Annotated in this window: 7 protein-coding genes; 5 read left to right on the top strand and 2 right to left on the bottom strand. The window is 72.1% G+C overall.

Features of this window, described 5'->3' with window-relative positions:
- Window positions 1–162 precede the first annotated feature (162 nt).
- The 5 genes from IF89_RS0112450 to IF89_RS0112430 all read left to right on the top strand — a co-directional run bounded on the left by IF89_RS0112450 (window position 163) and on the right by IF89_RS0112430 (window position 4,944).
- A complete protein-coding gene (locus IF89_RS0112450) occupies window positions 163–1,566 on the top strand; it encodes a hypothetical protein (RefSeq protein WP_030765569.1) in 1,404 nt (467 codons plus the stop codon).
- Between the two features lie 90 nt (window positions 1,567–1,656).
- Window positions 1,657–2,553: a metal-dependent hydrolase gene (locus tag IF89_RS0112445; protein ID WP_030765566.1), complete on the top strand. Its 897-nt coding sequence runs from the start codon at window positions 1,657–1,659 to the stop codon at window positions 2,551–2,553.
- Window positions 2,550–3,605: a PDR/VanB family oxidoreductase gene (locus IF89_RS0112440; protein WP_030765563.1), complete on the top strand. Its 1,056-nt coding sequence runs from the start codon at window positions 2,550–2,552 to the stop codon at window positions 3,603–3,605. The genes IF89_RS0112445 and IF89_RS0112440 overlap by 4 nt, the downstream gene beginning before the upstream one ends.
- A 23-nt stretch (window positions 3,606–3,628) precedes the next feature.
- On the top strand, window positions 3,629–4,345 hold the full coding sequence (locus IF89_RS0112435; protein ID WP_030765560.1) for a TetR/AcrR family transcriptional regulator: 717 nt from the start codon (window positions 3,629–3,631) through the stop codon (window positions 4,343–4,345).
- 62 nt (window positions 4,346–4,407) lie between these two features.
- Window positions 4,408–4,944 (top strand): GNAT family N-acetyltransferase, encoded by a 537-nt coding sequence (locus tag IF89_RS0112430; RefSeq protein WP_030765557.1) that lies wholly within the window; start codon window positions 4,408–4,410, stop codon window positions 4,942–4,944.
- Here the strand turns inward: IF89_RS0112430 and pulA are convergent.
- Both pulA and IF89_RS0112420 read right to left on the bottom strand, forming a co-directional pair.
- Window positions 4,931–10,273 carry a pullulanase-type alpha-1,6-glucosidase gene (gene pulA / locus IF89_RS0112425; RefSeq protein WP_107047256.1) on the bottom strand — a complete coding sequence of 1,781 codons (5,343 nt, stop codon included), beginning with the start codon at window positions 10,271–10,273 and terminating at the stop codon, window positions 4,931–4,933. The two genes, IF89_RS0112430 and pulA, sit on opposite strands and share 14 nt — an antisense overlap.
- Window positions 10,274–10,368: 95 nt before the next feature.
- On the bottom strand, window positions 10,369–12,084 hold the full coding sequence (locus tag IF89_RS0112420; protein WP_030765552.1) for a carbohydrate-binding module family 20 domain-containing protein: 1,716 nt from the start codon (window positions 12,082–12,084) through the stop codon (window positions 10,369–10,371).
- Window positions 12,085–12,509: the final 425 nt, after the last annotated feature.

The following is a 12,509-nucleotide window of genomic DNA, read 5'->3' as shown; positions in this document are numbered from 1 at the left end:
CAGGGTGGCCGCCGCAGAGTCGGGTGAAGATTCAACGACCAGGCGGCCGAAGGGAGTTGGCGGGATTCGGGCATGACGGTCACTGCGCACACATGGCATGATCGGGTTCCGGTTACCGCTCGGTAATCCCCCACACCCCTGCCCCTTTTGAAGGTCCACCACGTGCGCACGCTTGCCCGCAGCCTCCTCCTGCCCGGTCTGACCGCCCTCGCGCTCACCGCCACCGGCTGCGCCTCCACCTCCCACACCGGCGCCGCCGAACCGGCCGCCCCCGCCCCCCTCACCCCGTCCGCCGCCGGCACGTCCCAGCAGCTGGACGTGGCCGCCGCACCCCAGGGCGGGCCCACGCCCGCGGCCGTCGCCCGCGGCGGCGCGCAGGGGAAGACGGAGAAGTCCGCGCTGAAGGTGGCCTCCTACGACGCCGCCAGCGGGCGGGCCGTCATAGCCAAGGCCCCTGCGAAGGGGCCCTCCGCAGCACCCTCGAAGGGCGCGTCGCCCGAGGCCGACAAGCCCGTCGCGGCCGGCGACGTCATCGCCAGCGCCCCGGCACCCGGCGCCCCGAACGGCCTGCTCGCCAAGGTCACCGAGGTCGTCGGCACGACCGACCGCGGCACCGAGGTCAAGACCGCGTCGACCACCCTGGCCGCAGTCCTCGACGACGACAAGGCAGACGGCAAGGTGCCGGTCGACCCCTCGACGGTCGTCGTCGAGCCCCTGATGAAGGGCGTCACCTTCTCCTGGGCCAAGGGCGACGGCCTGAAGTTCGGCCCCGAGGGCGGGAAGCTGCCCCTCGGCAACCTGCGCCTCGATGTGAACGCCGCCGTCGACACCGCCCCGGACGCCCCCGCCTCCGCCGGCGCGTCCGTCTCCGGCTTCGTCCAGCTCGCCCCGCAGGTCGAGTTCCAGTACGACGGCACCGGGCGCGGCGGCTCCGGGCCGCGCGGCGCCTTCCTCGGGATGAGCGGCGACTGGTCCTCGCAGTGGAAGCTCCAGGGCCGCGCCGCCGCCAGTACCGGAGCGCCCAAGCGGATCCCGTTCGCCAAGCTGCACACCTCCCCCGTCATCCAGGTCGGCCCGGTGCCGGTCGTCGTCAACCTCGGCCTGACCTGCTACATCCAGGTGGAGGCGGACGGCAAGGTCACCGTCGACGTCCAGCAGGACGTCAAGGGCGACTTCAAGGTCGGCGGCAGTTACGCCCTCGGCAAGGGCTGGACCCCGGTCAGCTCCTCGAACGTGCAGAGCACGCCGGTCCGGGCGACCGTCACCGCCGCCGGGCAGGTCAAGGGCGCACTCGGCGCCGAGGCGTCCGTCGGCCTCTACGGCGCCGTGGGCGTCACCGGCGACTTCGCCCCCTACCTGCGCGGCGAGGCCGACGTGAAGGCGAGCGCGTCCACCGACGGCAAGGCCTCCGCCAGTGGGGCCTGGGCGCTGTACGGCGGGTTCGACCTGAGCGGACACCTCCAGCTCCAGCTGTCCCTGTTCGGCACGCCGCTCTTCGAGCGCAGGATCCCGCTGGGCACCCTGAACCGCGAGTGGGCCCTCGCGAGCGGCAGCACCGGCCGCTAGCCGGACCGGTCCGGCCATCGGACAACGGCGGGCGCGAGAAGTCGGCGCAGGGGTCTTCTCACCCCCTGTACCCGTCAGTACATTGACGCCATGTCTAATACGCCGCTCGCGCCCGCCCCCGTGGCGTCGGAACACGTCGACCTCGGGCCGCGGAACGTGTCCTTCGGCTGGGAGGACACCCCGCTGCACTGGCTGCCCGGCGAACCCTTCGCCGGGCACATGATCAACGTGCTGCACCTGCTGCTGCCCGCCGGCGAGCGGTGGTTCGTGCACGTCTACAAGCAGGTGCTCCCGTACATCGAGGACGAGCGGCTGCGGGAGGACGTCGTCGGCTTCATCGGCCAGGAGGCCATGCACGCCGCCGCCCACGACGACGTCCTCCCCCACCTGAAGCGGCTGGGCCTGGACCCGACGCCCTACACCGCGCAGGTGGACTGGCTGTTCGAGAAGCTGCTCGGCGACCGGACCCTCCCGCCGGGCCGGGCCCGGCACTGGTGGCTGATGGAACGGGTCGCGATGATCGCGGCCATAGAGCACTACACGGCGTTCCTCGGCGACTGGGTACTGGGCGCCGACGAACTCGACCGACGGGGCGCCGACCCCACCATGCTGGACCTGCTGCGCTGGCACGGCGCGGAGGAGGTCGAGCACCGCTCGGTGGCCTTCGACCTCTTCATGCACGTCGACGGCGGCTACCGCCGCCGGGTCCGCACCTGGGCGACCGCCTTCTCCGCCCTGGTCTTCCTCTGGCAGCGCGGGGTCCGCTTCTTCATGGACAACGACCCCCACCTCTCGGGCGCGAAAGCCTCCTTCGGGCAGTTCTTCCTGGCCGGGCAGCAGGGCGTGCTCCCCTCGACGGGCGCCATGCTGAAGTCCGTCCCCAAGTACCTCTCCCGGACCTACCACCCCTCGCAGGAGTGCTCCACCGCACAGGCCGTGGCCTACCTGGCCTCCTCCCCCGGCGCGAACGGCGGGGTGCGGGCATGAGGCGCGCCCTCGCGGTCACGACGGCCACGGCGGTCGCAGGTGCGGCCTGGGCCGCGCGGCGCGCCCTGAACCGACGCATCGCCAACTCCCCGCTGTGGCCGTTGCCGGCCCTGGACGTACCGGTCTCGGGCCACTCCCCGCGCCGCGCGCTGCGCGCTCTGGTCGTCTCCCGTACGCAACCGGCGCAGCACGTGCTGGAACTGACCCTGGAATCCCCGGAACTGCCCGCGTGGACACCGGGCGCGCACGTGGACGTCACCCTGCCCTCGGGACGGGTCCGCCAGTACTCGCTGTGCGGCGACCCGGCCGACGCGGGCCGCTACCGGATCGCGATCCGGCTGGTCGAGGACGGCCGCGGCGGCTCCCGGGAGGCGCACACCCGGCTCGTCGAGGGCGTCGAGCTGGAGCTGCGTCCGCCGCGCAACCGCTTCGAACTGCTCCCGGCGCCGTCGTACGCGTTCGTCGCGGGCGGCATCGGCATCACCCCGATCCTGCCGATGCTCCGCACGGCCACCGCGGCGGGCGCCGACTGGACCCTCCTGTACGGGGGCCGCTCCCTCGACTCGATGCCCTTCCTGGACGACCTCGCGCCCTACGGCGAACGCGTCACGGTCCACCCCGAGGACGAAGTGGGCCTGCCGGACCTGACCCCGCTCTCCGCCGTCGCACCCGGCACCCTCGTCTACTGCTGCGGCCCGGAACCCCTGATGCAGGCCGTCACCGCGGCGGTCCGGGACCCGGCGGCCGTCCACCTGGAGCGCTTCGCGCCCTCGGCCGCGCCCGGCCCGGCGCGGGCCTTCACGGTCGAACTGCGCCGCTCCGGAAGGGTCGTGGCGGTGGGCGCGCAGGAGAGCACGCTCGCCGCGGTGCGCAGGGAGCTGCCGGACACCCCGTACTCGTGCGGACAGGGATTCTGCGGAACCTGCCAACACCGGGTCCTCGCGGGCGAGGTGGACCACCGCGACGACCTGCTCACCGACCAGGAGCGCGGGGAGTCGATGCTGCTGTGCGTCTCGCGCGCGAAGGGGGACCGCCTCGCCCTGGACCTGTGAGGGCTCCCCAGTAGGGTGTCCGCATGACCACCGGAGTACGGCGCAGGATGGGTGTCGAGGAGCGGCGGCAGCAGCTGATCGGGGTTGCCCTGGAGCTGTTCAGCCACCGGTCGCCCGACGATGTGTCGATCGACGAGATCGCGGCGGCCGCGGGCATATCGCGGCCGCTGGTCTACCACTACTTCCCCGGCAAGCTCAGCCTGTACGAGGCGGCGCTCCGGCGGGCCGCGGACGACCTGGCGCAGCGGTTCGTGGAGCCCCGGGAAGGTCCGGTCGGGGCGCGCCTGCTGCGGGTGATGGGACGGTTCTTCGCGTTCGTCGAGGACCACGGGCCGGGCTTCTCGGCGCTGATGCGGGGCGGCCCCGCGGCCGGCAGCAGCCGCGCCAGCGCGATGATCGACGAGGTGCGGCAGGCGGCGTACGAGCAGATCCTCACCCACTTGGAGATCGCAGTCGACGAAGTGCCGCCCCGACTGGAGCTCGTGGTGCGCTCCTGGGTGTCGCTCGCCGAGTCCACGGCGCTGATCTGGCTGGACGGCCGCCGGATCCCGCGGGGCGAGCTGGAGCTGCAGCTCGTGCACGACTTCGCGGCGCTGGCCGCCGTGAGCGCCGCGTACGACGCGGAGATGGCGGGGTTCCTCGTACGGATCCTCGCGGACGAGCCGGCCGACGGGCCGTTCGGAGTACTGGTCGGCCGTCTGGTCGCACTCGTCCCGAGCGGCGCGGCTCCCGCGGTGTGACAGGGCGCGCATCCTGCGCACTCGCTTGATCACGACCGGTGGTGATCACCGATAATGCCCGCGTGATCATTGACGACGGGATCTTGTTCCGGCCGGCCGTCGAGAAGGACGCCGGCACCCTGGTGCGGCTGTACGACGAGGCCGCCCGCTGGATGGTGAAGCACGGGATCGAGCAGTGGAAGCCCGGCGGCAAGGACGCCGCGCACTTCCGGTCGAAGATGCTCGACGGAGAGGTGTGGCTCGCCGGTGACGCCGACGGGCGGATCTGCGGCGCCTACGAGTTGTGGTGGTCCGACGAGGAGGCCTGGGGCATCCAGCCGCCCGTGGCGGGCTACGTGCACCGGCTGATGGTGTCGCGCGAGACCGCTCCCGCCGGGGCGGGCCGCCGACTGCTCGAACATGCCGAGCGGCGGACGGCCAGGACCGGGCGGGAGCGGGCGCGGCTGGACTGCGTCTCCACCAACCCCCGGTTGCTCGCGTACTACCGGGACGCGGGCTACCGGGTGGTCGGGGAGCTCCCCGACAAGCGGGGCGAGGACGGCAGGACCTACGGGGTGATCCTGCTGGAGAAGCGGCTCGACCGGCTCACCGTCGTGTGAAGACGGCCACGGTGCGCGCCGGCACGGTGAACTCCCCCGTCCGTACGTCGTAGGCGGACTGCTTGACGGTGGCGTCGGCGCCGGCCGCCTGCACCGGGTGCAGGCGGTGGGCGGTGCCCGCGAGGGCGGGGACGCGCTGCTGCTGGGCGGTCGGGGTGGCGTTGAAGACCACCACCAGACCGCCCAGGGTCATCGTGATCACGCCCGGGGTCTCCTCCCGGCCCGAGAGCGGGAAGGCCAGGCGGGACTGGACGGCCTCCGCCGTGGTGAGCGCGAAGTCCGGCTCGGTGGTGCGGATCCTCAGCAGGTCGCGGTGGGCCGCCGCGGTGGCGCCGATGTCGGCGCAGGTGGGTGCCGGCCCCGTCAGGAGGGGCTTCGCGAAGGGCCACTTCGGGGCGTTGTCGGCGGCCGGGGGCAGGCCGCGGCCGAAGCCGTTGCCGGCCCGGCAGTCCCAGTGGATGGCGTTGAACCAGTCGCCGCTGTCGTAGGAGTTGCGGTCCAGGGACTTCGAGCGCAGCAGGTCCGTGCCGGCCTGGGAGAGCGCCGGACCCTGCGAGAGGGTCGCCGTCGCCATGGCCAGGACCTGCATGCGGGCCTTGTCGGCGGTGCCGGTGGTGGGCGGGAGCTTGTAGGTCAGGGCGTCCGCGAGGGTCTCGTTGTCGTGGGCGTCGGCGTAGGCGAGGGCGTCGCCGGGCGCGGCCGCATAGCCTGCCGGCGCACCGTTGTAGTCGACCTCGGAGCCCTTGACGCGGCGCCCGGAGGTGTCGGTGAAGGCGTAGGAGGCGAGGTTGCCGGAGAGGCCCACCTTGATCAGGTCCTGGGCGTGCAGCAGGCGCGCCCGCTGCTGCTCGGTGGTGCCGTTGGCGGGCGAGCCGTTCGGCGTGGTGAACAGGCCCGAGGCGAAGCCCTGGACGCGCGGGTCCTCGTCGAAGGGGCCCCCGCCACGCACCGCGTCGCGCGCCCTGTCGGAGAAGGTGGCGATGCCGGTCCCGGCCATGTTCTTCTGCGTGGCCTGCACGAAGCGGGCGTCGTCGGCGATCTCGCCGAAGTTCCAGCCCTCCCCGTAGAGGATGATCTTCTTCCCGTCGACGCCGTCCTTGGCGGGCGTCAGCGCGTCCAGGGCGGCGCGCACCGCCAGGATGTTGGCCTTCGGGTGGTGGCCCATCAGGTCGAAGCGGAAGCCGTCGACCTTGTACTCCTTCGCCCAGGTCACGATCGAGTCGACGACCAGGCGGCCCATCATCGCGTTCTCGGGGGCGGTGTTGGCGCAGCAGGTGGAGGTGGCGACGCTGCCGTCGGCCAGCAGCCGCTGGTAGTAGCCGGGGACGATGCGGTCGAGGACCGACTTGTCCGACTGTCCGGCGGCCACGGTGTGGTTGTAGACGACGTCCATCACGGTGCGCAGTCCGGCCCCGTTGAGGGACTGGACCATCCTGCGGAACTCGACGGTACGGGCCGTGCCGTTCGGGTCGCTGGCGTAGCTGCCCTCGGGAACGGTGTAGTGCAGCGGGTCGTAACCCCAGTTGTAGGAGTCCTTCGCGGCGGCGGCCGCCACGCACGCCTGCTGCTCCTGCGAGTCCGGCGCGTACACCGTGAGGTCGCAGGCGGGCTCGGTGCGGTCCGCGGCCTTCTCCGGGATGGTGCCGATGTCGAAGGCGGGCAGGAGGTGGACGTAGGAGGTGCCGGCGGCGGCCAGGTCGCGCAGGTGGCGCATGCCCGCCGAACCGGTGTCGGTGAAGGCCAGGTACTGGCCGGGGTGTCCGCTGGTGCGGTCCGCGACGGAGAAGTCCCGGATGTGCAGCTCCTGGATCTGCGCGGAGGTGAAGGGCGCGGCCGCCGGCTTGCGCAGCTGCTTCCAGCCGGGCGGGGCGAGCTTCGGGTCGGCGAGGTCCACGGCCAGGCTGTGGGTGGAGTCGGCGGTCAGGGCGGTGGAGTAGGGGTCGGTGACGAGGTTGCGGACCACCTGGCGGGTGCTCGGCGCCCATACGGTCACGGCGTAGCGGTAGGGCTTCCCGGTCCAGGAGCGCTCGCCGCGCACCGACCAGACGCCGGTGGCGTCGTCGCGGCGCATGGCGACGGTGCGGCCGTCGAGTTCGAGGGACACCTGCTGGGCGGTGGGAGCCCACACGGACAGGGTGGGACGGCCGTCCTTGAAGACGGGGCCCAGGGCGGCGTTCGTCGCGTACAGGTCGTCGAGGACGCCGGCGAGCTGGACACCGGTGGCGGCGAGGACGGCGCCGTTCGCGGCGCGGGCGGAGGCGACGAGCTGCCCGCGCAGGGCGTCGCGTACCCGGTCGCGGTCGCGCGGGTCCACCGTGAAGGCCGTGTACGCGGCGAGGTGCGGGAACTTCTGCTTCTGCGCGGCGGTCAGCTCGGTGCGGCCGAGCCGGAGCCACTGGGCCGGGCCGGTCAGGGCGCCGTTCTCGGCCTTGACAGCGCCGTCGCGGGAGGCGAGGAGCTGGACGGACGCGGCGGCCGCGGGGGCGTTCCAGGCGACGGTGTCCCGGTCGATCCAGACCGCCTGGGACTTGGTGAGGTCGAGGGCGGCGGCGGAGCCGGCGGGCTGGGGCAGGAGGTACTTCTCCTGGCCGCCCAGCATCCACACCTCGTGGCCGGTGGCCTTCAGGTCCAGGGACTGGTCGGTGGGCAGGTCCTTCTCGTCGCCCTTGTGCAGGATGTAGCTGAGGCTGGTGGCGCCGGCGGCGAGGGGGACCTCGTAGACCGCGCCGTAGGAGTCGGTACGGGCCGGGAGCAGCGGCTTGGACCAGTCGGTCGGGGTCGCGGCCCCGGTCCAGACGTGCAGGCCCCAGCCGTCGTAGGCGCCGTCGGGGCGCTGGTAGTGCAGGACGGCCTTGCCCTGGTCCTGCGGCGGGTAGGGCGGGCGGTCGGTGCGGGCGGGCTCCTTGCCCTGCTCCAGCCAGATCTCGCCGGTCTTGGTCACGTCGATGGTGCGGTCGGCGGCGACGTCCTTGTTGCCGTCCTTGTCGATGACGAGGTAGCCGACCGAGGAGGCGCCGGGCTTGAGCTTGACGTGGGCGAAGGCGCCGTAGGCGTCGCGGCCGGTGAAGGCGTGGCCGGCGGGCCACGGCGTGGCCTCCCCGTCGGCGATGTCGCCCCAGGCGTACAGCCGCCAGTCGGTGTAGTCGCCGTCGGGCCGGTTGTAGTGGACGACCGCGTAGTCGCGCTGGGTGGCGGTGGGCGCCTCGACGGGCGGTGCCTGGCCGGCGACGGACGCGGCGAGGGCGCTCGCGGTGCGGCTGGCGGAGTCGACGACGACGGCCTTGTAGCGCAGCGGGGTCCCGGCGGGGGCGGTGACGTGCTGGGTGACCTTGTAGGGGGCGTGGTCGGCGGAGCCGAGGACCTGCCACTTCTCGTTGCCGGTCTGCGCGGCGAAGACGACCCGGTTCAGGCCGCCGCCGCTCACGTCGGCCGACAGTTCGACGGTGCCGGCGGCGCCGGGGGCCGGGGCCTTGAGGGTCAGGGCGGGCTTGGCGTTCGGTGCGGCGAGGGGGGTCACGGCCTGGAGGACCACCGACCCGAGGGCGGGCACGACGACGGTGAGCCTGCCCGCGGCCGAGGCGCGGATCAGCGCGGTGCCGCCGTACAGGGTGCGGTACTGGGTGCCGGCCGGGGCGTCGATCTCCACGGTGCGGGACTCGGCGGCGTTGTTGGCGGCGACCAGGTACTCGGTGCGGGTGCGGGCGTCGGTGCGGGCGAAGGCGTAGACGCTGCCGTCGGCGAGGCGCTCGCTCTGGATGCCGTCGCGCAGGGCCGGGTGGGCCTTGGTCAGCTTCGAGAGAGCACTGATCTCCTTGTAGAGGGGGTGCTCGGTGTCGTAGGCGTCGCTCGCGTGCGTGCGCGCCGTTCCCAGCTGGTCGTCGTCCAGGTAGTCGGCGACCCGGGAGGCGAACAGCGGCTGGCGGGCGTCCTTGTCGCCGCCCGCGCCGGTGTAGCCCTGCTCGTCACCGGAGTAGACCACCGGGTTGCCGCGGGAGAAGAACATCAGCTCGTTGGCGAGCCGGTAGCGGCCCAGCAGCTCCGCCTCGGCGGCATCCGGCCGGTCCTGCTTCAGGAAGGAGCCGAAACGGCCCATGTCGTGGTTGCCGAGGAAGGTCACCTGCTCGTAGGCGTTGGCCCTGCCCGAGGTGTAGCGGTAGTCGTCGGCGAGGACCGCGCCCAGCCGCGGGGCCGGCGCGCCCTGGGAGGCGTACGCACGGATCGCGTCCTGGAGCGGGAAGTCCAAGGTGGCGTCCAGGCGGCCGCGGGTCACGTACGGGGAGGTGACGGCGGTGTCGGCGGAGTAGACCTCACCGAACATGAAGAAGTCGTCGCGTCCGCGCTTCGCCGCGTACTCGTCGAGGGCGGTCGCCCACTGCGTCCAGAACTCCGTGTTGACGTGCTTGACCGTGTCGATGCGGAAGCCGTCGATCTGGAAGTCCTTGACCCACTTCTGGTAGATCTTCTCCATCCCGCTGACGACCTCGGGACGCTCGGTCCACAGGTCATCGAGGCCGAAGAAGTCGCCCTGCTCGGAGGACTCCCCGGCGAAGGTGGAGTCACCCCGGTTGTGGTACATCGTAGGGTCGTTGAGCCAGGCCGGCACCTTCACGTTCTTCTTGGCGTCCGGCACGAACGGGGTCCGCGGGAAGGACTCGCCGTCGACCTTGGGGAACTTCCCCTTCCCGTCGGCATAGTCCTTGTCGTCGAAGGGCACGCCGTCCTTCGTCAGGTAGGGGAACGCGCCCTTCGACAGGTACGAGTAGGAGGCCTCGCGGTAGTCCACGACGTCGGCGGTGTGGTTGGTGATGACGTCGAAGAAGACCTTCATCCCCTTCGCGTGCGCCTTGTCGATCAGCCGCTCCAGGTCGGCGTTGGTGCCGAAGTGCGGGTCCACCTGGGTGAAGTCGGTGATCCAGTAGCCGTGGTAGCCGGCGGAGACGTCGTTGCCCTTGCCCTGCACCGGCTGGTTCTTGAAGATCGGCGCCATCCAGATGGCCGTGGTGCCGAGGCCCTTGATGTAGTCCAGCCGGTCGGTGAGCCCCTTGAGGTCGCCGCCCTGGTAGAAGCCCTTGTCGGTGGGGTCCAGGCCGGTCTCCAGACGGGAACCGGTCAGCCCCCCGCGGTCGTTGCGCGGATCACCGTTCGCGAACCGGTCCGGGAGCACGAAGTAGAACTGCTCGCGGGTCAGGTCGTTGCGGGCCGGTTCGGCGGCCAGTTTCGCGTCCGAGGGCGGGGCGGGCGCCTTGGCCTCGGCGGCCGCGGCGGGGAGGGCGGGCAGGAGCGTCACGGCCAGCGCGGCGGCGAGCACTCCTGCGGCAGGGCGTATCAAGGCGGGTCTCCTTGTGTACGTGTCGCATGGATGAGGGCCGCCCGGCGGGGCGGGGCAGGGGGTGCCGGGCGGCCCTGGTCGGTGGGGCGGGCGGCTCAGTTGCGCCAGGTGTCGCTCAGCGTGACCTTGCCGTTGGCGGGGACGGTGGCCGTGCGGTTGGCGCCGCTCTCCCAGGTGATGTTCCCGGAGGCGTCCTTGCGGACGTACTTGTACGCGAAGGACGTGCCGGCCGGAAGCGTGACGTCGAGCTTCCACACCGGGTAGGCGGCCGGGTCCAGCTTGAGCGCGGCCCCGGTGTTCCACCCGCCGAGCTCGGCGCGGTCACCGGTGACGTAGATGTTCTGGCCGGTCACGGTGGTCGCGTTGACGGCGAAGGCGGCGCCGCCGGGGCCCGCCGGGGTGCCCGAGCAGGTACGGGCGTTCGCGTGCAGGGCGAGGGCGGTCCCGGCGCCGAGCGTGGCGGTGAACTGGCCGCCGGAGCCGACGGTCACGGTGCGCCCGCTCTGCACGTCGCAGTAGTCGCCGGCCGGGAGCGAGGTCTGGAACGTCCGGGTGAGGGCCGAGGTCTCGTGGTTGATCGCGACGTAGGCCTTGGAGCCGCGGCCGAAGGCGATCCGGTCGCCGCCGTTGTCCCACCAGTTCACGACGCCCTGGCCGCGGGCCGCGTTGCGGAAGCCGACCATCGAGGAGATCTCCCGCCAGGCGTGCTGGCACTTCCAGCCGTCCGTGTAGCAGGCGTTGACGGTGCCGCCGTTCGGCGGGCCGGCGTCCTTGTCGCTCCACTCGTAGCCGGAATGCACGTCGGGCGACCCGTACGGCCACGCCAGAGCGAACACGCTGGCGAGGGTGTAGGCGGAGCCGTCCTTGTACGTCAGCGTGTCCCCGACGCGCTCGGTGTCGTGGTTGTCGACGAACACGCCGCTCTGGGCGGAGGGCATGTAGCCCCACGCCTCACCGAAGTTCTTCAGGTAGGCCAGGTTCTCGCTCTGGAAGACGCGCTTGAGGTCCCGCGCGTACCGGAACTCCTGCACGTCGCCGCTGCCGAGGTACTCGCTCGGCTGGACGGCCTCACCCGCCCCGTAGATCGCCTCGTGCTTCCAGTAGACGCCGGGGTTGGTCAGCCGGGACTTGATGTTGGCGAGGTCGGCGGCGGGCATGTGCTTGGCGGCGTCGATGCGGAAGCCGTCGACGCCCAGCGACAGCAGGTCGTTGAGGTAGCCGGCGATCCGGCCCCGCACGTAGTCCTCACCGGTGTCCAGGTCGGCGAGCTGCACGAGCTCGCAGTTCTGGACGTTGGCGCGGTCCTGGTAGGTGGAGATCGTCGCCCGGCAGTCGTCCATGTCGGAACCGGAGTAGGTGCCGGGGTAGTTGTACTTCGTGTACGAACTCCCGCCGGTCCCGGTGAGGGTGGCCCCCGGATCCGCCGGGCCCGCCATGTGGTTGATGACCGAGTCGACGACGACTTTGACGCCCGCGGCGTGGCAGGTGTCGACCATGGCCTTGAAGGCCGTACGGTCGCCCAGCCGCCCGGCGATCTTGTAGCTGACGGGCTGGTACGAGGTCCACCACTGGCTGCCCTGCACGTGCTCCTGCGGGGGCGACACCTGGACGTACCCGTATCCGGCGGGGCCCAGGCTCTGGGTGCAGGCCTTGGCCACCGAGTCGAAGCGCCACTCGAAGAGGACGGCCGTCACGTCCTTCTCACCGGGCGGGGTGGCGGCCGCCTGCGGGGCGACGGCGGAGAGCCCGGCGGCGGCGAGTGCGGCGGCGGTACTGAAAAGAGTTGCAGCTCTGACAGCTCTGGCAGGCATGCGGGGTCCTCCTGGCGGGAGAGGTGGGGATTGGAGCGACCGTAGGTGCCAGGTAGAAGCCCTGCAAGACTTTGCGCAAGAGATTGCAGAATTGTTTCCGAGGCGTGTCCTGCCCCCGGCCCCCGACTACCGCCCCCGCGGGGGGAGTTCGGGGGTGCGGGGGGGCGGAGCGGGGCAGGGGGCGGGGCAGCGGGGGCGGGGGCTTCGGCCGGGCGGAGACGGCGCGAGTGGACCAAATGCCGGCGGCGGCTTCGGGGGGCGGGATTCTAGGACTCAGCAGCCTGGAAGGGTCTGGGGGTTTCCCGTCAGTCCCATCGTCCTTCCGCGCCGGGTCGGTCCGTCAAGGGCGCTCCCTTCGGTCGCGTCGCTTCGCGATGGAGCTTCGCTCCACCCTTGACCGACCGCCCCGTCCCGGAAAGCCGAAA

The organism is Streptomyces sp. NRRL F-2664, from assembly GCF_000719345.1.
Classification (GTDB): Bacteria; Actinomycetota; Actinomycetes; order Streptomycetales; family Streptomycetaceae; genus Streptomyces.
Note: the sequence above shows the minus strand (reverse complement) of the source record. Positions and strands in the feature narration are given on the sequence as shown.